The 21,788-nt window shown below is 64.1% G+C and carries 15 protein-coding genes; 4 read left to right on the top strand and 11 right to left on the bottom strand.

Annotated features, from left to right (window positions below):
• Positions 1-18 precede the first annotated feature (18 nt).
• From B2V21_RS11650 to glnE, 9 genes are all read right to left on the bottom strand, one after another.
• Positions 19-1,023, bottom strand: a complete 1,005-nt coding sequence (locus B2V21_RS11650) for a PAAR domain-containing protein (RefSeq protein ID WP_286916930.1) — start codon at positions 1,021-1,023, stop codon at positions 19-21.
• A 152-nt stretch (positions 1,024-1,175) separates the two neighbouring features.
• Positions 1,176-2,606 (bottom strand): lipopolysaccharide kinase InaA family protein, encoded by a 1,431-nt coding sequence (locus B2V21_RS11645; RefSeq protein WP_286916929.1) that lies wholly within the window; start codon positions 2,604-2,606, stop codon positions 1,176-1,178.
• Positions 2,607-2,781: 175 nt separating this feature from the next.
• On the bottom strand, positions 2,782-3,534 hold the full coding sequence (locus B2V21_RS11640; RefSeq protein ID WP_286916928.1) for a lipopolysaccharide kinase InaA family protein: 753 nt from the start codon (positions 3,532-3,534) through the stop codon (positions 2,782-2,784).
• A complete protein-coding gene (locus B2V21_RS11635) occupies positions 3,531-4,265 on the bottom strand; it encodes a lipopolysaccharide kinase InaA family protein (RefSeq protein ID WP_056844626.1) in 735 nt (244 codons plus the stop codon). The genes B2V21_RS11640 and B2V21_RS11635 overlap by 4 nt, the downstream gene beginning before the upstream one ends.
• Positions 4,265-5,071, bottom strand: a complete 807-nt coding sequence (gene rfaP / locus B2V21_RS11630; RefSeq protein WP_286916927.1) for a lipopolysaccharide core heptose(I) kinase RfaP — start codon at positions 5,069-5,071, stop codon at positions 4,265-4,267. Before rfaP ends, B2V21_RS11635 begins: the two co-directional genes overlap by 1 nt.
• On the bottom strand, positions 5,068-6,189 hold the full coding sequence (locus B2V21_RS11625) for a glycosyltransferase family 4 protein (protein WP_286916926.1): 1,122 nt from the start codon (positions 6,187-6,189) through the stop codon (positions 5,068-5,070). Before B2V21_RS11625 ends, rfaP begins: the two co-directional genes overlap by 4 nt.
• Positions 6,189-7,253, bottom strand: a complete 1,065-nt coding sequence (waaC, locus tag B2V21_RS11620; protein WP_056844629.1) for a lipopolysaccharide heptosyltransferase I — start codon at positions 7,251-7,253, stop codon at positions 6,189-6,191. The genes B2V21_RS11625 and waaC overlap by 1 nt, the downstream gene beginning before the upstream one ends.
• A gap of 1 nt (position 7,254) precedes the next feature.
• Positions 7,255-8,304 carry a lipopolysaccharide heptosyltransferase II gene (gene waaF, locus B2V21_RS11615; protein ID WP_286916925.1) on the bottom strand — a complete coding sequence of 350 codons (1,050 nt, stop codon included), beginning with the start codon at positions 8,302-8,304 and terminating at the stop codon, positions 7,255-7,257.
• 128 nt (positions 8,305-8,432) lie between these two features.
• The gene (gene glnE / locus B2V21_RS11610; RefSeq protein WP_286916924.1) at positions 8,433-11,477 is read right to left on the bottom strand and encodes a bifunctional [glutamate--ammonia ligase]-adenylyl-L-tyrosine phosphorylase/[glutamate--ammonia-ligase] adenylyltransferase; all 3,045 of its coding nucleotides are present in this window, start codon (positions 11,475-11,477) and stop codon (positions 8,433-8,435) included.
• 382 nt (positions 11,478-11,859) lie between these two features.
• Here glnE and aceE point away from each other — a divergent pair, with 382 nt between their 5' ends.
• The 4 genes from aceE (at position 11,860) to msrA (ending at position 20,209) form a co-directional block, all read left to right on the top strand.
• Positions 11,860-14,535, top strand: a complete 2,676-nt coding sequence (gene aceE, locus B2V21_RS11605; protein ID WP_286916923.1) for a pyruvate dehydrogenase (acetyl-transferring), homodimeric type — start codon at positions 11,860-11,862, stop codon at positions 14,533-14,535.
• A gap of 11 nt (positions 14,536-14,546) precedes the next feature.
• Complete coding sequence (aceF, locus tag B2V21_RS11600) at positions 14,547-16,508, top strand: dihydrolipoyllysine-residue acetyltransferase (RefSeq protein ID WP_286916922.1); 1,962 nt, start codon at positions 14,547-14,549, stop codon at positions 16,506-16,508.
• Positions 16,509-16,802: 294 nt separating this feature from the next.
• Positions 16,803-19,493, top strand: coding sequence for a putative bifunctional diguanylate cyclase/phosphodiesterase (locus B2V21_RS11595; protein WP_286916921.1), 2,691 nt, complete (start codon positions 16,803-16,805; stop codon positions 19,491-19,493).
• 68 nt (positions 19,494-19,561) lie between these two features.
• The gene (msrA, locus tag B2V21_RS11590) at positions 19,562-20,209 is read left to right on the top strand and encodes a peptide-methionine (S)-S-oxide reductase MsrA (RefSeq protein ID WP_286916920.1); all 648 of its coding nucleotides are present in this window, start codon (positions 19,562-19,564) and stop codon (positions 20,207-20,209) included.
• A 3-nt stretch (positions 20,210-20,212) separates the two neighbouring features.
• Here msrA and B2V21_RS11585 read toward each other — a convergent pair whose 3' ends face one another.
• Positions 20,213-21,052: a 23S rRNA (adenine(2030)-N(6))-methyltransferase RlmJ gene (locus tag B2V21_RS11585; RefSeq protein WP_286916919.1), complete on the bottom strand. Its 840-nt coding sequence runs from the start codon at positions 21,050-21,052 to the stop codon at positions 20,213-20,215.
• Positions 21,053-21,170: 118 nt separating this feature from the next.
• Positions 21,171-21,788 (bottom strand): sodium:solute symporter family transporter (locus B2V21_RS11580; RefSeq protein WP_414708391.1); only part of this gene is annotated, 618 nt, incomplete at its 5' end.

Here is a 21,788-nt window from a genome sequence, read left to right as displayed (position 1 = left end):
CCGCGCAAGCAGGTCTGCCTACATGGTTGGCACCCGCAGCGGGGACGAGGCTGAAGCATGAGCAGACGCGCCGGACTGTCGCAGACGTGAGCCGCAGCGATGCTCGCGCCTGCCGGCACCCCAACCGTGCTGGTCGGCGGCGAGAATCACGCTGAGCAGCGCCTTGCCCGTCACGACGCCTTCGGGATAGCGCTTGTAGAGCTCCACGCCGATATTGATCGCCAGGCGATCGGCGGGAGTGCGCCAGTGGCGCAAGGTGCGGCGCTGCTCCAGGGGGGTGTGCTCATCGATACCGTCGACCAGCTCGCCGGGACGAAGCCCCACTGCCATGCCCAGGTAGCCGTAGTGGATACCTGCCCAAAGACCGACGTGATAGAGGTAGCGGCCTTGCTTGTGCCAGGTGGAGCCTTGCAACTGCGCAACCTTGGCACGGTAATTCCACTCGCGGTTGTCGTCCATCTGCTCGACCCACAGGGCCACGGCTTCGTCCCTGCAAGCCTTGGCCACTACCTGAGGGTCGCGCGCCCACAAGCGTGCGTGCCAGGGCAGCGCCTTGTAGGTGCGCGTGTCCTGGGTGGCATCGTAGCGATTGAGCTGGCCGATCTTGGCGATGGTCGGGTGGCGGACGTTGCCGTTGATCTCGCTCGCCAGGTAGGTGGTGATCGACAGCAATTGGTCTGGATGGCCACAGTTCAACGCCGTATCCGGCCGTGGCAAGACCGCCGGCCGGGCTTTGACCTTGCGTACGGACTCGTACTGGGTGCTGAACGACGACGGGATCAGCAGCGCGTTGCACTGGCAACTGCTGGTGCTGTCGAGACTGCCGGCGACGCGCCGACCGTTGCTCTTGAGCTGGTCGACGCCGCCGACGATGTGGAATTCGCCCGTGCTCTTGCCGCACGATACGCGGTCGCCTTCGCGCGAGCGTGGAACGCCGAGCAAGGTGACGCCTCGCTCACCACCCAGCACTGTGCCGCCGCACGATGTCTTGTCACCCAAGCGGATGAAGTAGCCTACAGTCATGTCCAAGTCCCCTGCTGTGCCCATGGCCCGCTAGGGACCGCAAAGCGACAGGAGTTTCCGGGAGTAATGGACACACGTCTGTAGGACTCGTCCGACGTAGATGCAGGAATAGTCCTGATTTCCCGGAACGGGCTACACCGCGGCGCGAGGCCTCAGGGCAAACGCTGATCGAGCAGGGTACGCAAGGCGCTGCCTTCGGGCCAGTTGCGCAGCAACCTTTCGCGGTCGCGTTGGTGGGCAGGGGCGAAGCTGCTGTCACTGCCGTGTTGCTGCACGGCGTCCAGGTCGATCAGCGCCCAGCGGCCGTTGTGCCAGAACAGGTTGTGACCCTTGAGGTCACCATGGCTGATGCGCTCGCGGGTCAGGTCGGCGAACAGTTGGTCCAGGGCCAGCAGTTGGGCTTCCGGCAGGTCGCCTGTGTCGACATGGGGAGCGAAGGCTTCGATCAGGTCCGGGCCACTCAGGTGCTCGGTCACCAGGTAGGCCTCGCGGCGTAGCCACAGCACACGTTTTTCCAGCACGCCCAGGGGCTTGGGCGTGGCAATGCCGAGGAACAGCAGGCGATTGCCCTCGACCCAAGAGTGCCAGGCACGGCTCGGGCGCCAGAAGCGCTTGCCCCAGTGCAGCAGGTTCTTGATGTTGTAGCGCTTGATCAGCAGGTCGCGGCCCTGGCTGTGAACACGGCCGACCGTGGCGGCGCCGCCGGTTTTGTAGATGTGGCCTTGTTCAAGCAGGGCGTCGGCACGCTCCAGCACGGGCAGCATGGCGGCTTCTTCTTCGCGGCGCACGGCACGCAGGCTGGAGGCGTTGTCCTGGACACTGAACAGGCTGCAGTCGCGGCCGACTTTGCCCAGATAGTCCTTGAGGCGCCAGGCGCGGACCTTGTCGATCTGCTTCTGCAGCGCTTCCATGGGCAGGCCGTGCTCGCCATTGGCCAGCAGGTAGTACACCAGCAGCTCTTCGGTGAAGGGTTCCAGGTGCTTGGGTAACTGAGCGAAGAACACACCGAGGTTTTCCAGCACCTTTTGCCGCGACAGTGGCTTGCCGGGCTCTTCGACCTGGATGCCGGCGCCGTCGATCAGGTACACCTGAGCGTTGTGGCGCAGCAGGTTGTCCAGGTGCAGGTCTTGTTGCCACAAGCCTTTGCCATGCATCTGGCCGATGACGCCGAGGGCTTCGCTGAGTACGGCGCTTTGTTCATCGGCCAGGGGTAGCAGGGTTTCCACGCGGGCCCATTCGTCGGCCAAGCTGTGGGCGTTTTCCAGGTACTCGAACAGCAGCCAGCCGCCCTCGCCTTCCTGCAGGCCGTCGGCGAGCAGTTGCGGGGTGCTCAAGCCCTGTTCGGCGAGCAGGCGCACGCCGGTCAGCTCGCGCTGGAAATGCCGGGCGGCCTTGCTGCCGACCAGGAGTTTGGCCAGCACGGTGCGGCCCCGCCAGACACCGGCACCCACGTAGCGCTGGCCGGGCAGAACGCGCAGCAGGGTCAGCAGTTGCAGCTCGGCAGGACCGGCGGCGTCGGCCAAGGTGATGCTCAATGGCAGGGCTGGGGTGCGGCCGGCTTGGGTCAGTTCAGACAGGCGCATCGGCGGGCCTCTTGTTGTAGGTAAGGTGGGGCGCTGGATGGGTGGCTGGCAGGGGGGGCCTCTTCGCGGGCAGAGCCCGCTCCCACAAAGAGCACATGCCGTGCATTCTTCTGTAGGAGCGGGGCGGGCGGCCGAGCCCTCTGCCCGCGAAGAGGCCAGCTGCAGCGACACCCATCTACCGGGCTTCCTTGTGACTGCGACGGCGGCTCAAGCGTTGAAGCCAGGCGTCGACCAAAGGGCTGGCTTCAGGCTGCGCAAGGTACGCGGCCAGCAACACACGAATATCCGCCGCCTGCCAGCGCGGCGCGCGGCGCAGCAGCGGTTCCAGGTCCTTGGCGCGGTCGCGCTGGCCGAACAGCAATGGCCGGGTTTTTTCCAGGTCGATCAACTGCGCCTGGTACCCGCTCGCCGTGGCGCGCAGGAAAATGTGCTTGGGGTAGAAACAGCCATGCACCTGCCCTGCCGAATGCAGGATGCGCCCCAGCTCACCGACTGCCACCAGCACCGCGCGGCGCGTATCGGGGGCCAAGGTCGGCCATTGCTGCAATACCGCGTCAAGGTCGGACCAGCCGTCCAGCGCGCGGGTCATGAGCATGGCGCGGGTATCGCCCTGCACCTGCCGTTGACCGTAGAACACCGCCTGCAAGGCCGGAATCCCCTGCTTGCGATAGCGGCTGATGTTGCGAAACTCGCGGGCAAAGGTCGGCTCGCCAAACGGTCGGGCCAGGGTCCGGGTCAGGTAGTTGCTCTGGCGCTTGAGGTAGAAGCCGCGGCCCTCCAGATCCAGGCGGTACACGCTGCTCCAGCCGCCACGACCGGTGTTGGGTTCATCCACGGCGTCCAGTTGCAGGTTCCACAGTGCGTCGAACGTGGCCAGCCCGTGGCGCTCGAGCAAGGCGCGCTCCTCGCTGGCGATGAAGTCGCTCATTCGCGGCCCTCGAAGAATTTGACGATCTTGCGCACGCGCAGCTTGTCCGACGCATTGAGCCTTTCGCGGCGGCGGTACTGCAGGTAGAAGCGCAAACGCTGGGTGTTGGACAGCTCGCGCTTGCCCAGTTTATCCAGGCAGGCGAGGTCCTTGATGATGCGATAGCGCAGCATGAAGCTGCGCCAGAACGCACCATTGGGACAGTCGATGAAGTACAGCACGTCCTTGTCGTCGACCAGCAGGTTGCGCCACTTCAGATCGTTGTGCGTGAAGTGGTTGTCATGCAGGGTCCGTGTATGTTGCGCCAGCTGGCGGCTGATGTGGTCGACCCAGGCACGGTTGCGCAGGCGCGGATCACCGCTCTGGGCCAGGTGATGCAGATCCTGGGTATTGGGCAGTTCGCGGGTGATCAGCGCGCCGCGGTCATAGCTGGCGCCATTGCGCTCCAGGCCCCAGGCCACCACCTCGGCGGTCGGGATGCCCCACTTGGCGAAGCGCTTGAGGTTCTGCCATTCGGCCTTCACCCGCGGCTTGCCCAGGTGCGCGCGCAGGCCTTTGCCGGCGCCCACGTAGCGCTTCACGTAATAGGTCACCCCGCCGCGCTGGACGCGAATCACCTCCGACAACGGGTCGCGGGTCAGACGCTCGCCGGTCAGGGCGAACACCGCTTCCAGGCTGCCGAAGTCGGTCTGCAGGTGTTCGTAGCCCGCTTCCAGATTCCAGCCGGCCATCAGAGCGCGTCCCCGTAGCGTTGCTTGCGGTCGTACAACTTGTTTGCCTTGCCGTCGAGCCAGCCGAGCAACTGCGCTTCGTCCTTGAGCACGCGGCGTAGCGGCTGCTGGAAATAGTCACGCAGAAAACGCAGCTTGTCGCGGCGCGTCAGGCCGATGTCCAGCGCCGAGAAATACAGCGCGGCCAGGTCCTTGTTGCGCCAGCGGCGGGTGATGCGCGGCCGCACCTGTGCGCGGTGCAGATCGATCACCGACAGCTTGAAATCCGTGGCCGTGACCGGCTTGTCGGTGTGTAGCAGAAAGTGGCAGATGTAGCAGTCGCGGTGGTTGACCCCGGCGCGGTGCATCATGCCGACCAGGCGGGCCACCTCGGCGATCAGGGCGCGCTTGAGCGCAGGCTCGGGTGGCTGCTTGACCCAGTTCAGGCTCAGCACTTCCAGGTCGATGGTCGGCGCCAGCTCCTGGGTGATGATGAACGAATGCTGATCGGCCGGGTTGCTGCCGCGCTCGCCGTAGGCCACCGCCGTCATGCTCGGCACGCCGGCCTCGCGCAGACGCTGGATGGCCTTCCATTCCTGGCCGGCGCCGAGCACCGGGAGCTTGGCGGTGAACAGGTTCTTGGCGATTTCCGCCCAGCCGATGCCACGGTGGATCTTGACGAAATAGCCCTTGCCATCGACTTCGGTACGCAGCGTACGACGCGCTTCGAGCTCGCGGAACACTTCGCCTTGCAGCGCTTCGACGGCCACGAACGGATCGCAATCGGCCCACAGCGTTTTGAACGGCTCCTCGAGCACCAGTTTCATGGTCGCGCCTCCAGGATAACGTCGGCGGCGTGCTCGGGCATGCTGTAGATGTCGGCGCTGTCGGCGAATGCCAAGCCATTGGCCGACCAGGCGGCTCGCGCGTCATCGTCTTCGAGCATGCGCTGCAGGTAGCGGTTGAGCTCTTCCTGCTCGAAGGGTTCGCTGAGCACCAGCCCGGCGTCGGCCTCGGCGATGTAATGGGCATAGCCACACACCGCCGACACCAGCACCGGCAGGCCGGCCACGGCGGCTTCGAGCAGTACGGTGCCGGTGTTTTCGTTGTACGCCGGGTGGATCAGCACGTCGGCGCCGAGCAGGAAACGCGGGATGTCGCTGCGGCCCCTGAGGAACTGCACCCGGTCGCCCAGGCCGAGCGCTGCGCTCTGCACCTGGAACAGCTTGGGGTCGTCCTGGCCGATGACCATCAGCCGCACGCGCTTGCGCAGCGCCGCCGGCAAGGCCGCCATGGCCTTGAGGCTACGATCCACGCCCTTGGTCTTGAACCCCGAGCCGATCTGCACCAGCAGCAGCTCGTCGTCTTCGAGCATGAATTCACCGCGGAACTCGGCGCGGATCAAGGCCGCATCCGGCGGCGCACGGCGGTCCTGGGCAATGCCCGGCGGCAGCAGGTGGAAGCGCGCCAGCGGGGTGTCGTAATGCTTGATGAACAGCGGTTGCTGGACTTCGGAAATCATCAGGATTTCGGTCTTGGCGTCGCGCCCGAACACCGCGCGTTCGTAGTCGGCGAAATGCTTGTAGCGACCCCAGTAGCGGTACAGCGAATGGCGCAGGTTCTGCGCCTTGTCTTCATAGCAGCCGTCGGCGGCGTAGTAGACATCCAGGCCGGGCATCTTGTTGAAGCCGATCAGGCGGTCGACCGGACGCTTGGCCAGGTCGGCCTGCATCCAGCTCAGCAGCTTCTCGTTGCGGCGATGGTTGAAGAACGCCTTGACCGGCGCGACCTGCACCTCGAAGCCTTCGGGCACCTCGCCCTCCCAGATCAGCGTGTAGACGCGGATGCTGTGGCCACGGCGCTGGCATTCCAAGGCAATGCGCATGAAGTCGCGCTGCAGGCCACCGAAGGGAAAATATTTGTAGAGCACGAATGCCAGTTGCATCAACGAAGATCCTCGGCCAGTAACACGGCGCTCAATCGGCTTGCCACGCGCTCGGGATTGAGCCGGGTGAAACACAGCGGCCACTCGCGTTTGAGATCGAACCGACGCTGGTCATCCGGCGTCGGCTGGTAGGTACATTTTTTCTGCATGCAGGGTGCGCACGACGGGTAATCGCTGGCCAGGTGGACCTGGCTGCGGCCGTAGGCGCCGGTCAGGCCGACGTTGGTCGGCCCGAACAGGGAGATGGTCGGCACGTCCAGGGCGGCGGCCAGATGACCAAGGCCGGTGTCGACCGCCACACAGGCGCGGGCCTCGGCCAGGGTCTGCGCCATCCCGGCCAGATTCAATCTGGGCAGCACGACGCAGTTCTTCAGGCCGGCGGCAATGCGTTGCGCGCGCGCCTGTTCGGCTTCGTTGCCCCACGGCAAGCGCACCTGGATGTGAGCATGGCCAAGGCGTTCGGCCAACTCGCGCCAGTAGATTTCCGGCCAGTGCTTGGTGTCCCAGGTGGTGCCGTGCAGGAACACCACGAACGCCGGGCCTGGGATCAGATCACGCCATTGCAGACGGTTGAGGCCATAATCGCCGGTGCCTTCGGGCAGGTCGTAGCCCAACGCCAGGGCGAACAGCTGGCGCACGCGTTCGACCGCATGTTGGCCGCGCGCGACCGCCAGACGTCGGTGATAGAAACGGGCGGCCAGCCCTTCACGCGCCGAGCCCTTGTCGAGGCCGGCCACCGGGGCCTTGACCAGGCGTGTGAGCCAGGCGCTCTTGAGCAATCCCTGGGCATCGATCACCAAGTCGTAGCGGTTGGCGCGCAGGCGCTGACGCAGTTGCTTGAATTCGCCACTCTTGTAGGCCTGCCAGAGGTTCTTGCGCCAGCGACGGATGGCCACCGGAATGACCGTGTCCACGGCCGGATGCCATTTCGGAATCTCGGCGAAGCCCTCCTCCACCACCCAGTCGAAACGGATGCCCGGCACGGCTCGGGCCGCATCGGTCAGGGCCGGAAGGGTATGAATGACGTCGCCCATGGACGAGGTCTTGATCAGCAGTACCCGCAATTCATTCCGCCTTGACTGTCAGTTCGACCGTGGCCGGCCCTTCCACCTGCTGCAACGCATCGGCAACCCGCTGGGGTTCCAGCAGGCGCAGGCAATTGTAGTGGCCGAAGCGGCAGGTGCGGTCGAAACACGGGCTGCAGTCCAGGCCCAGGCGCACCACTTCGACCTTTTCCGCCAAGGGTGGCGTGAAGCCGGGCGAGGTCGAGCCGTACACCGCCACCAGCGGTCGGTTGAGCGCGGCGGCCACGTGCATCAGGCCCGAATCGTTGGAAACCACGGCGTCGGCGCAGGACATCAGGTCGATGGCCTCGGCCAGCGCGGTCTCGCCGGACAGGTTATAGGCTTCCTCGCGCAGGCCCGGAATCAGCCGCTCGCGAATGGCCTCGCCTACCGGGAAATCCTTCTTGGAACCGAACAGCCAGACCTGCCAGCCTTCGCGGATCTTGATCTCGGCCACTTCGGCGTAGTGGTCGGACGGCCAGCGCTTGGCCTCGCCGAACTCGGCGCCGGGACACAGGGCCAGTACCGGACGGTCCAGGGCCAGGCCGAACTTGGCCAGCGCGGCGTCGCGGCTGGCCGGGTCGATGCGCAGCTCGGGGCGCGGATACGGCTGCGGCAGCAGAGCGCCGGGCTCGAAGGCCAGGGCCATGAAGCGTTCGATCATCAACGGGTAGCGTTGCTTGTCCAGCGTGCGCACGTCGTTGAGCAAGCCATAGCGAAACTCGCCACGCCAGCCAGTGCGCTTAGGGATGCCGGCGAAGAACGGCACCAGCGCCGATTTCAGCGAGTTGGGCAGCAGGATGGCCTGGTCGTACTGACCCTTGAGGCTTTTGCCGATGCGTCGGCGCGTGGCCAGTTCGAGCGCGCCGTGGCCGAGCGGAAAGCTCAAGGCCGCGCGCACTTGCGGCATGCGCTCCAGGATCGGGCGGCTCCATTCGGGTGCCAGCACATCGATCAGGCAATCGGGGTGTCGTTGCTTGAGGCTCTGGAACAGGGTCTGTGCCATTACCATGTCACCGACCCAGCTAGGCCCAATGATCAGAATTCTCATAGTTTTCCAGAACAGTCAGTCGGGTGGTGCCGGTTTGCAGGTCGGGGTGTTCATGAGGGCCTCTTCGCGGGCAGAGGGCTCAGCCGCCCGCCCCGCTCCCACAGTGGCCCGCACAGGCACCATCGAATTCAGCTCAACCCCAGCTCACTCCAGATCCGCATCACCTCGCGCCGTTCATCGGTGAACTGGTCGCCCGGGATCACCCCGGCCTGCTTCTGCAGGGCCTGGCGATGGGCGGCCGAGCGGTAGGCTTTATAGGCTTCGCGCAGCAATCCGGCATCGGCGGCGGGCAACAATCCGGCCTCTTCCAGGCCTTCGAGAATGCGAATGTTGTCGGTATAACGCAGCAGGTCCGGGTGTTTGCCCGACCACGCCAGAGCCGCGTATTGCACCATAAATTCGATATCCACGATACCACCGGCGTCCTGCTTGACGTCAAAGCGCTGGCCAGCTTCGAAGGCATTGGCGCCTCGCCCTGCCGCGGTCTGACGCGTGCCGAGGTTATCGCGCATCTTCGCACGCATGTCGCTGACCTCGGCACGCAAGGTGTCCAGGTCGCGTGGCTTGGCCAGCACGGCGCCGCGCACCTGCTCGAACGCTGCACCGGTCTGGCGACAACCCACCAGCACCCGGGCGCGCACCAGAGCCTGGTGCTCCCAGGTCCAGGCCTCGGTCTGCTGATAGCGCGAGAACGCCGCCAACGAACTGACCAGCAGCCCCGCCGCGCCGGAGGGGCGCAGGCGCATGTCGACCTCGTACAGCTGGCCGGAGTTGGTCTGCGCGGTCAGCAGGTGGATGATGCGCTGTCCCAGGCGGGTGAAGAACTGGGCGCTGTCGATCGGCTTGGCGCCATCGGTTTCCAGGCTCGGGTCGCCGTCGTGGATGAACACCAGGTCCAGGTCCGAGCCGTGCCCCAGCTCGATGCCGCCGACCTTGCCATAGCCGACGATGACAAACGCCGGATCGCAGTCGCTGCCATCGGGCCGCTTGGGTACCCCGTGGCGGGCCACGGTCTGACGCCAGGCCAGCGCCAGCACCTGCTCCAGAATCGCTTCGGCCAGCCAGGTCAGGTAATCGCTGACCTTCATCAGCGGCAACCCACCGGCAATTTCCGAGGCCGCCACGCGCAGGTTGTGCGCCAGCTTGAAATGGCGCAGCGCCTCCATCTGCTGTTCCAGGTCGTCCTCGGGGATGCGGGTGAGCCGTTCACGCAGCTCGGCCGCCAACTCCGGTGCCAATGGCGGGTTGAACAGGCGCGCCTCGTTGAGCAATTCGTCGAGCAGCAAGGGGAAGCGGGCGATCTGCTCGGCAATCCATGGGCTGGCCGCGCACAGAGTCAGCAGGCGACGAAGGGCGTCGGGGTTTTCCGTGAGCAGCACCAGGTACGCCGAACGCCGTGCCACGGCTTCCACCAGCGGCAAGACCCGCTCCAGGATCAGGTCCGGGTCGGCGTGTTCCACCGCCTGGGCCAGCAAACGCGGGATGAAGGCATCCAGACGTTCGCGGCTCAGGCGCTGCATGGCGCGCAGTTGCGGGCTGGCGCGCAGGTCTTCGAGGCGCTTGAGGGCCTGGCGCGCGTCGCTGAAACCGGCTTCCTGCAGTTGTCGGCAGGCCGAATCGGCGTCGCGGGTTTCTTCCCACAACGGCAGCCATTCGCCGCCGATGACCAGGGCATCGCTGGCCTCGGCGTCTTCATCCGGGTCGGCGATCACCTGCGCGAAATGCCAGGCGGTGCGGCTGCGCCAGTGCATCAGGCGCTCATGGAAGGCTGACCAGTCGGCAAAGCCCATGATGAAGGCAACGCGCGCACGGTCCAGCTCGTCATCGGGCAGCATCTGTGTCTGCCGATCAGCGATGGCCTGGATAGCGTGCTCGGTGTAACGCAGGAATTCATAGCCCTCGCGCAACTCATCGACCACCGCAGCCGGCAGGTAGCCCTGCCCCTCCAGGGTCGCCAGCACCTTGAGCAAAGGTCGCTGCTGCAGGCTCAGGTCACGCCCGCCGTGGATCAGTTGGAACGCCTGGGCGATGAACTCGATTTCGCGGATGCCCCCGGAGCCCAGCTTGATGTTGTCGGCCATGCCCTTGCGTCGCACTTCCTGCTGGATCAACTGCTTCATGGTGCGCAGCGCGTCGATGGCCGAGAAGTCCAGATACCGGCGGTAGACGAACGGTCGTAAAAGGTCGAGCAACTGCGCACCGGCCTGCTGGTCGCCGGCCACCACGCGCGCCTTGATCATGGCGTAGCGTTCCCAGTCGCGCCCCTGGTCCTGGTAATACTGTTCCAGCGCGTTGAAGCTGAGCACCAGAGCGCCGGATGAGCCATAGGGGCGCAGCCGCATGTCGACGCGGAAGACGAAACCGTCGACGGTGATCGGGTCCAGGGCCTTGATCAGGCGCTGGCCTAGCCGGATGAAGAACTCCTGATTGTCGAGCGGACGCTTGACCCCTTGGGTTTCGCCGCCTTCGGGGTAACCGAAGATCAGGTCGATGTCGGACGACAGGTTCAGCTCCACCGCGCCCAGCTTGCCCATGCCCAGCACGACCATGTGCTGTTGCTCGCCGCTGCGCCGGCCCATGGGCGTACCGAACTGCTGGCAGTGGCGCGGGTACAGCCATTGGTAGGCCTGGTCGATGCAGGCGTCGGCCATGTCCGACAGGTCGCGGCAGGTCTGCACCAGGTCGGCCAGACGGTTGAGGTCACGCCAGATTATGCGCACCTGTTGTCGCGCACGCTGGCGCCGCAGGGTGCGCGCCAGTTCGTCTTCACTGTCTGCCTGGGCCACGGCCTGGGCGATCTGTTCGCGCAATTCACCAGGCTTGAAGGGCCGGTCCAGATCGCCGCTGGCGATGAGGTCGAGCAGCATGGCGGGGTTCTGGATGGCTTGCTGCAGGACGAAGTCGCTGGCTGTGGTGACGCGGTCCCATTGTTGCCAGCGGTCTGTGGGCCAGTTGAGGGATGTGTTGACTGGGGGGGCCTCTTCGCGGGCAGAGGGCTCAGCCGCCCGCCCCGCTCCCACATGGATTTCAGCAACACCACGCACACTGTGGGAGCGGGCTCTGCCCGCGAAGAGGCCCTCAGCCCCCACCACAGCGGCCTGGAACGACTCGCGATTGCGCGACACCAAAGGCATGAGGACGGCCGGAATTTCGACCAGCAAAGGCAGGTTCATGGTCTATCCTTGTGCAGCGTGAAGAGCCCAGTAAAGGTCTGTATAGACAGGTTCATCTGTCCCTGAACTGTCGAACAAAGGTGATAAATAGCTAAATTCCGACCGAACTTGGCAGAATTATCTCCAGCACAACCTGCAGACGAATACATTCGATCACAGGTTGCGATGCAAGCCACAACCGGACAGGGGGCCAAAAGCCTGTATCCTGTGTTTCCCCCGCTGCCCCCTACCCGCAAGGGCATGAAAAGGGCAGGGATTTGTAGTAAAACTACAGCGCGCCGGAAAAGCTGCCGGTAATCCAAGAATTCAATATCGTCTGCCCACAAGGCCAGTCGCAAACTCAGGCTTCGATTCTGGAAGCCTTTCCGCCCTGGAGCAAGCCATGCAAGACCTCGATCCCGTCGAAACCCAGGAATGGCTGGATGCCCTGGAGTCGGTCCTCGACAAAGAAGGCGAAGACCGCGCTCACTACCTGATGACCCGCATGGGTGAGTTGGCCACCCGCAGTGGTTCACAACTCCCTTACGCCATCACCACGCCGTACCGCAACACCATCCCCGTCACCCACGAAGCACGCATGCCTGGCGACCTGTTTATGGAACGCCGCATTCGCTCGTTGGTGCGTTGGAACGCACTGGCGATGGTGGTCCGGACCAACCTGCGCGACCCGGATCTGGGCGGCCACATTTCCAGCTTCGCCTCCAGCGCGACCCTGTACGACATCGGCTTCAACTACTTCTTCCAGGCCCCGACCGACGAGCACGGCGGCGACCTCATCTACTTCCAGGGCCACGCCTCGCCTGGCGTCTACGCTCGCGCCTTCATGGAAGGCCGCATCAGCGAAGACCAGATGAACAACTTCCGCCAGGAAGTGGACGGCAAAGGCCTGTCCTCGTACCCGCACCCTTGGCTGATGCCTGATTTCTGGCAGTTCCCGACCGTTTCCATGGGTCTGGGCCCGATCCAGGCGATCTACCAGGCACGCTTCATGAAGTACATGGAAGCGCGCGGCTACATCCCGGCCGGCAAGCAGAAGATCTGGTGCTTCATGGGCGACGGCGAGTGCGACGAGCCCGAATCCCTGGGCGCGATCTCCCTGGCAGGCCGCGAGAAGCTGGACAACCTGATCTTCGTCATCAACTGCAACCTGCAGCGCCTCGACGGCCCGGTTCGCGGCAACGGCAAGATCATCCAGGAACTCGAAGGCGTGTTCCGCGGCGGTGGCTGGAACGTCAACAAAGTGGTGTGGGGCCGTTTCTGGGACCCATTGCTGGCCAAGGACGTCGACGGCATCCTGCAGCGTCGCATGGACGAAGTCATCGACGGCGAATACCAGAACTACAAGGCCAAGGACGGCGCGTTCGTCCGTGAGCACTTCTTCAATACTCCGGAACTCAAGGCCATGGTCGCTGACCTGTCCGACGACGAGATCTGGAAGCTCAACCGTGGTGGCCACGACCCGTACAAGGTCTATGCGGCCTACCATCAGGCGGTGAACCACAAGGAACAGCCGACCGTCATCCTGGCCAAGACCATCAAGGGCTACGGCACCGGTGCAGGCGAAGCCAAGAATACCGCGCACAACACCAAGAAGGTCGACGTCGACAGCCTGCGCAAATTCCGCGACCGCTTCGACATCCCGGTCAAGGACCAGGACCTGGAAAGCCTGCCGTTCTACAAGCCTGAAGAAGGCAGCGCCGAAGCGCGCTACCTGAGCGAGCGCCGTGCTGCCCTGGGCGGTTTCGTGCCGCAGCGCCGGGCCAAGAGCTTCAGCGTTCCGACCCCGCCACTGGAAACCCTCAAGGCGATCCTGGACGGTTCGGGCGACCGTGAAATCTCCACCACCATGGCCTTCGTGCGGATCCTGTCGCAGCTGGTCAAGGACAAGGAAATCGGTCAGCGCATCGTCCCGATCATCCCGGACGAAGCCCGTACCTTCGGTATGGAAGGCATGTTCCGCCAACTGGGCATCTACTCTTCCGTCGGCCAGCTGTACGATCCCGTCGACAAAGACCAGGTGATGTTCTACCGCGAGGACAAGAAGGGCCAGATCCTCGAGGAAGGCATCAACGAAGCCGGCGCCATGTCGTCGTTCATCGCTGCTGGTACCTCGTACAGCAACCATAACCAGCCGATGCTGCCGTTCTACATCTTCTACTCGATGTTCGGTTTCCAGCGTATCGNNTACTCCATGTTCGGTTTCCAGCGTATCGGCGACTTGGCCTGGGCCGCCGGCGACAGCCGTACCCGTGGCTTCCTGATCGGCGGCACCGCTGGCCGGACCACTCTGAACGGCGAAGGCCTGCAGCACGAAGACGGCCACAGCCATCTGCTTGCCGCGACCATCCCGAACTGCCGCACCTATGACCCTACCTACGGCTACGAGCTGGCGGTGATCATCCAGGACGGCATGAAGAAGATGACCGAAGAGCAACAGGACATCTTCTACTACATCACCGTGATGAACGAAGCCTACACCCAGCCTGCCATTCCGGCCGGCGCCGAGGAAGGCATCATCAAGGGCATGTACCTGCTCGAGGAAGACACCAAGGAAGCGGCGCACCACGTCCAGTTGCTGGGTTCGGGCACCATCCTGCGTGAAGTCCGCGAAGCGGCGAAGATTCTGCGCGAAGAGTTCAACGTCGCAGCCGACGTATGGAGCGTCACCAGCTTCAACGAACTGCGCCGCGACGGCCTGGCCGTGGAGCGCTCGAACCGCCTGCACCCTGGGCAGAAGCCGCAGACCACCTACGTCGAAGAATGCCTGAGCGGCCGTAAAGGTCCGGTCATCGCGTCGACCGACTACATGAAACTGTTCGCCGAGCAGATTCGTCAGTGGGTTCCTTCCAAGGAATTCAAAGTCCTGGGTACCGATGGCTTCGGTCGCAGCGACAGCCGCAAGAAGCTGCGTCACTTCTTCGAAGTGGACCGCAACTTCGTCGTGCTGGCTGCCCTGGAAGCCTTGGCAGATCGCGGCGATATCGAAGCCAAGGTGGTGGCCGAGGCCATCGTCAAGTTCGGTATCGACCCTGACAAACGCAACCCACTGGACTGCTGAGGAGATTTTTTGTGAGCGAACTCATTCGCGTACCTGACATCGGCAGCGGTGAAGGTGAAGTCATTGAATTGCTGGTCAAGGTCGGCGACCGCATCGAGGCCGAGCAGAGTCTGCTGACCCTCGAGTCGGACAAGGCCAGCATGGAAGTGCCGGCGCCCAAGGCGGGCGTCGTGAAAAGCATCAAGGTCAAGCTGGGCGACCGCCTGAAAGAAGGCGACGAACTGCTGGAGCTGGACGTCGAGGGTGCTGAAGAAGCGCCCCAGGCTTCCGAGCCTGCCGCCGCGCCCAAGCTGGAAGAGAAAGCCGAGGCCACGCCTGCCGCTGCCCCGGCCGCCGCTCCCGCTGCCGCCTCTTCGAGCCAGGACATCCACGTGCCGGACATCGGTTCGTCGGGCAAGGCGCAGATCATCGAGATTTCGGTGAAGGTGGGTGACACCGTCACCGCCGATCAGTCCTTGATCACCCTGGAATCGGACAAGGCGAGCATGGAGATCCCTTCGCCTGCCGCAGGCGTGGTGGAGAGCATCAGCGTCAACCTGAACGACGAAGTCGGCACCGGTGACCTGATCCTCAAGCTGACGGTCGAAGGCGCAGCCCCCGCTGCTGCCCCGGCCGCCGCTGCTCCCGCGCCTGCCGCGGCGGCGCCTGCACCGGCTGAAAAGCCGGCCGCAGCGCCTGCCGGCGACAGCGTGCAGGACATCCATGTGCCGGACATCGGTTCGGCTGGCAAAGCCAAGATCATCGAAGTACTGGTCAAGGCCGGTGACACAGTCGAGGCCGACCAATCGCTGATCACTCTGGAATCGGACAAGGCCAGCATGGAGATTCCTTCTCCGGCTGCCGGCGTGGTCGAAAGCATCAGCGTCAAGCTGGAAGACGAAGTCGGTACCGGCGATCTGATCCTCAAGCTGAAAGTGGCTGGCGCTGCACCTGCTGCGCCTGCCCAGGCGGCAGCCCCTGCCCCTGCACCCGCTGAATCGAAACCAGCTGCCGCACCTGCACCTGCTGCTGCCGCTGAAAAGCCTGCTGCCGCACCGGCCAAGCCCGCCGGCGCCAAGGTTCATGCCGGCCCGGCCGTTCGCCAGTTGGCGCGCGAGTTCGGCGTCGAATTGAGCGCGGTGAGCCCGACCGGCCCACACGGCCGCATCCTCAAGGAAGACGTGCAGGTCTACGTCAAGGCGATGATGCAGAAGGCCAAGGAAGCACCGGCCGCTGCGGCCGGCGCTACCGGTGGTGCGGGCATTCCGCCGATTCCAGTCGTCGACTTCAGCCGCTTCGGTGAAACCGAAGAGGTGCCGATGACCCGCCTGATGCAGGCCGGTGCCACCAACCTGCACCGCAGCTGGCTGAACGTGCCGCACGTGACCCAGTTCGACCAGGCCGATATCACCGAGCTGGAAGCGTTCCGCGTGGCGCAGAAAGCCGTGGCGGAAAAGGCCGGCGTCAAGCTGACCGTGCTGCCGTTGCTGCTCAAGGCCTGCGCGCACCTGCTCAAGGAACTGCCGGACTTCAATGCTTCGCTGGCCCCTAGCGGCAAGGCGATCATCCGCAAGAAGTACGTCAACGTCGGCTTCGCGGTCGATACGCCGGATGGCCTGCTGGTACCGGTGATCAAGAACGTCGACCAGAAGAGCCTGCTGCAACTGGCAGCTGAAGCCGCGGCCCTGGCTGAAAAAGCCCGGACCAAGAAGCTCTCGGCCGACGACATGCAAGGCGCCTGCTTCACCATTTCCAGCCTCGGGCACATTGGCGGCACCGGCTTCACGCCGATCGTCAACGCGCCGGAAGTGGCGATCCTGGGTGTTTCCAAGGCCACCATCCAGCCTGTTTGGGATGGCAAGGCGTTCCAGCCCAAGCTGATGCTGCCGCTGTCGCTGTCCTACGATCACCGCGTGATCAACGGCGCCGCCGCTGCCCGCTTCACCAAGCGTCTGGGCGAGCTGCTGACCGACATCCGTACCATGCTGCTGTAAGGCTGGCCGGATAAGAAAAACCCACCTCGCGGTGGGTTTTTTTTGCCCCGGATTTGACCCCGAAGTTCATTATTCGCACGCAACCCATACGGTAGATGCCTTCATCACCGGGTATTTTCGGATCCAATTCCAGAATTTTGTGCGCCTGCCGACAACATGGAAGCACCGAGCCACTGTATCGCTTGTAAGCCCGAGCGCCATGATGCAACCTTGCCCCACGCGCGAGCCTGTAGGGACCCCAGCCTGTAGGGATTGTTGTCTCTGCGCGACCAGTACTCTTGAAGCGAGTGTTCAATGAAAAGCCAGCCCGATGCCGCCAACCGCATGGTGGCCGAGGTAGTGACGCAGCTGCCGGTGCCCTCGCGCCTGGGCATGCTGCGTTTCGAGCGGCTGAACGAGGCCAGTTGGGCCCTGCTTTTCCTGGATCCGAACTGCGAGCGCGTCTTTGGCCTGCCGGCGGCGGAGCTGTGCTCCCTGACCGGCTCGCCGTATGCGTGCCTGATGGAGCCGGCGGCCCGTCATCGTCTGCACGATGCCATTCAGGCGCAATTGGTCGACAGCACCCATTACGTCGTGCGCTATACCCTGCACAGCAACCAAGGCAGCTTGCACCTGATGGAGTTGGGCGAGGCGTTTCGCCAACGCAATCGACAGCTGTTGCGCGGCTACCTGGTGGTCGTCGACGACGCCGTCGATAGCGTGTTCGACAGCGCTGTGGAGCCGACCGGCGTGAGCAGTCCACTGCAAATGGCGCTTGAACTGAACCAGCTGGCGCAACGCGAACAACTGCAGCATCTGGAGCGCGCCAGCGCCCAGCAGGCCTTGATCCTGAGCCTGGCCCAGCAGCGCTACGGCACCCACAAGCCCTTGCTCGAAGCTGCCGAGCTGATTACCCGCAATGCCTGTGACATCTATGCCGTGGATTGCGCCAGCCTGTGGAATTTGCAGGGTCAGCAATTGCTGCCCATCACTGCTTATTATCGCGAGCGCCAGGCCCATGGCTGCCCGCAGGCGGTAGACCTGAGCGACTACCCGGACTATCTGACGGCGCTGCACACCAGTCGCGCTATCGACGCCAGCGATGTAGCCACCGATCGGCGCACGTGCCAGCTGGCGCCGTTGCTGGCGCTGCGCGACGTTCGCTCCGTGCTCGATGCCAGTATCCGCATCGACGGCCAAGTGGTCGGTGTCCTGTGCCTTGAGCAGAGTGGCGGCGGACGTGCCTGGCGCGCCGACGAGATTGCCTTTGCCGGCGAGCTCGCCGACCACTTCGCCCAGGTGATCAACAACCATGACCGCCGTGCGGCCACCAGTGCCTTGAACCTGTTTCAACGAGCGGTGGAACAAAGTGCCAATGCCTTTCTGCTGGTCAATTGCGATGGCGTGGTGGAGTACGTCAACCCCAGCTTCACCGCGATCACCCAGTACAGCACCGAGGAAGTCCACGGCAAGCGCCTGGCGGATCTACCCGCTCTGGAGAACCTCAGCGAACTGCTGTTCGACGCGCCATCGAGCCTGGCCAACGGCAACAGCTGGCAAGGCGAATTCAAGAGCCGGCGCAAGAACCTGGAGCCCTATTGGGGCCAGCTGTCGATCTCCAAGGTCTACGGCGATGACCGTGAGCTGACCCACTACATCGGTATCTATGAGGACATCACCCAAAGCAAGCTGGCCCAGCAGCGCATCGAGCGCCTGGCTTATACCGACAACCTGACCAATCTGGGCAACCGCCCGGCGTTCATCCGCAGCCTTGACGAAAGCTTCGCTCACGACAGCGACCGGCCGATCAGCCTGATGCTGGTGGACATCGATAATTTCAAGCGGATCAACGACAGCCTCGGCCACCAGACCGGCGACAAGCTGTTGGTCAGCCTGTCGCGTCGACTGCGCAACAGCCTGAGCCCGGCCGGCAGCCTGGCACGCTTTGCCAGCAACGAGTTCGCCGTGCTGCTGCACGACACCGACCTGGAGGCCGGCCAGCGTATCGCCCAACAGGTGCTGCTGACCCTCGACAAGCCGATGTTCGTGGACAACCAGTTGATCAACGTCACCGGCTCCGTGGGCCTGGCCTGTGCGCCGCTACACGGGCGTGACCCGCAGACCCTGATGAAAAACGCCGGCCTTGCCCTGCACAAGGCCAAGGCCAACGGCAAGCATCAAGTGCAGGTGTTCACCGAGGCGCTGAACGCCGAGGCCAGCTACAAGCTGTTCGTGGAGAACAACCTGCGGCGCGCCTTGACCCAGAATGAACTGGATGTGTTCTACCAGCCCAAACTGTGCCTGCGCTCGGGTCGCCTGCTGGGCATGGAGGCGCTGTTGCGCTGGAACCATCCGGAAAAAGGCATGATCCGGCCCGATCAGTTCATCAGCGTGGCTGAAGAGACGGGCTTGATCATCCCCATCGGCAAGTGGATCGCCCGGCAGGCCTGCCGCATGAGCAAAGCCATGACCGCCGCTGGCCTCGGTCGCCTGCAGGTGGCGATCAACCTGTCGCCCAAGCAGTTTTCCGACCCCGACCTGGTCGCTTCCATCGCCAATATTCTGCAAGAAGAAGCGCTGGACGCCTCGTTGCTGGAGCTGGAGCTGACCGAAGGCTTGCTGCTGGAAGCCACCGTGGACACCCATCAGCAACTCGACCAGCTCAAGCGCCTGGGCCTCACCTTGGCCATGGACGACTTCGGCACCGGCTATTCTTCGCTCAGCTACCTGAAGAAATTCCCCATCGATGTGATCAAGATCGATCGCAGCTTCATCCACGAGATCCCGGACAACCAGGACGACATGGAGATCACCTCGGCCGTGATCGCCATGGCGCACAACCTCAAACTCAAGGTGGTGGCCGAGGGCATCGAGACCGCCGAGCAACTGGCATTCCTGCGCCGTCAGCGCTGCGATGTGGGCCAGGGCTATCTGTTCGACAAGCCGATTCCCGGCGCCGAGCTGATCGAACGGCTCAAACGCTACCCCCGCGGCCCAGCGGTCTGACGTTCTCGGCGAATTCGGGCAAACTGCAGGTCTGAGGGTTTGCCCGCACACGAGAGAGGAACAGCACGATGGTCCTGCGTTCGGAAATTCTGGTGAAGAAACAAGACTTGCCCACCGCTCAACAGGCCCTGCCCGGCCGAGACACCGCGATCAGCGTACCGGAGGCGCACTTCGTCAACGGCAAGCCGCTGCAGGGTCCCTTTCCCGAGGGGCTTGAAACGGCAATTTTCGGCCTCGGATGTTTCTGGGGCGCGGAACGTCGCCTGTGGCAGCAGCCTGGCGTGTACACCACGGCGGCAGGCTACGCCGGCGGCATGACGCCCAACCCGACCTACGAGGAAACCTGCTCGGGATTGACCGGGCACAGTGAAGTGGTGCTGGTGGTGTTCGACCCGCAGGTGACGTCCTACGAAGCGTTGCTGAAGGTGTTCTGGGAGTCGCACAACCCGACCCAGGGCATGCGCCAGGGCAACGACATCGGTACTCAGTACCGCTCGGTGATCTACTGCACAAGCCCGCAGCAACTGGCCGCTGCCGAGGCGACCCGCGAGGCTTTCCAGGCCGAGCTGACCGCAGCCGGCCACGGCGAGATCACCACACAGGTCGAACCGGCGCCAACCTTCTACTACGCCGAGGCGTATCACCAGCAGTACCTGGCCAAGAACCCGCAAGGCTATTGCGGGCTGGGCGGAACCGGGGTGTGCCTCACACCCTGAGGGTCATTCGGCGATCAGCCAGTCCATCTTCCAGCCACCCTGGCTCTGGCCGAGCAGATTGGCCAACCAGGGCATCAGCGTGTTGAGTTCTTCTTCCAGCCCCCACGGGGGGTTGGAGATGACCAAGCCAGAGCCGTTCAGGCTCTGTGGCGTGTCCAGCGGGTGCACCAGCAGCTCCACGCGCAGAAGCTTGGGCGCGCCGGTGCTGGTGAGCTCCTGGTAGAAACGCTTGAGGGCGCGCGCATCGTCCTTGATCGGGTACCAGATGGCGGCCACGGTCTGGCGCATGCGGCCGATGGTTTCCTTCATGGCCTTGGCGCAGCGCTGCAACTCGTCCAGCTGTTCGAACGGCGGATCGATCAGCATCACCGCGCGCTTTTCGGCCACGGGCAGCAAGGCTCGCGGCACGTGCCAGCCCTCGCCCAGGTGCACCGCAACGCGCGGGTCCTTCTTCATGTTGTCCTTGAGCAACTGGCCATCGTCCGGGTGCTTTTCGTTGAGCAGCACGCGGTCCTGCTGGCGCATCAGCCGCCGCGCCAGCTCGGGCGACCCTGGGTAGTAACGCAGCTCGCCTTCGGCGTTGAGGCGGTTGATCACCTTGACGTAGTCGTCGGTCAGCGCGGGGCGGTCGGTGGCCTGCCACAGGCGGGCGATGCCTTCGAGCCATTCACCGGTGCGGGTCGCCTGGTCGCCGCTCAGGTCGTACAGGCCGAGGCCGGCATGGGTGTCGATATAGGCGAACGGTTGTTCCTTGCGCGACATCAGCGCAACCAACCGGGTGAGGACGATATGTTTGAACACGTCGGCGTGATTGCCGGCGTGGAAGGCATGACGATAGTTCATGGGGACTCCTGCAGATGGGCAGGAGTCTAGCATTTCAGATAGGGTTTTTGCGGTGGCTGGACGGGCCCTTTCGCGGCCGATGACCGCTCCTACGGAGGAGACGGTAGCCAGCACTGCATCACTTGCCTTGGTGGAAAGCTGCCTCGGCGCGTTCGAAGCGGCTGATCATGGCCGGTGACGGACCACGGCCCAGCTTGCTGACGATCACGATGGCCAGGCTGGCAAACGCGAAGCCCGGAATGATCTCGTACAACCCCAGCAGCTCGAAGTGTTTCCACAGGATCACCGTCGCCGCGCCGACCAGAATGCCGGCCAGGGCGCCGTTGCGGGTCATGCCTTTCCAGACCACCGAAATCAGCACCACCGGCCCGAATGCCGCGCCGAATCCTGCCCAGGCGTAGCTGACCAGACCCAGCACGCGATTCTCGGGATTGGACGCCAGCCAGATCGCGACCAGCGCCACCAGCAACACCATCATGCGACCGACCCAGACCAACTCGCGCTGAGACGCGCCCTTGCGCAGGAACGCTTTGTAGAAGTCCTCGGTCAGGGCGCTGGAGCACACCAGCAACTGGCAGCTGAGGGTACTCATCACTGCCGCCAGGATGGCCGACAGCAACACGCCGGCAATCCACGGGTTGAAGAGGATCTTGGCCAGTTCGATGAACACCCGCTCGTGGTTTTCATTGACTGCACCTGCCAGCCCGGGGTTGGCCGAGAAATAGGCGATGCCGAA

Source organism: Pseudomonas sp. UBA6276, assembly GCF_002438365.1.
Lineage (GTDB): Bacteria > Pseudomonadota > Gammaproteobacteria > Pseudomonadales > Pseudomonadaceae > Aquipseudomonas > Aquipseudomonas coleopterorum.
The sequence above is the reverse complement of the archived record's forward strand: the minus strand, read 5'-3'. Positions and strand labels throughout refer to the sequence as shown.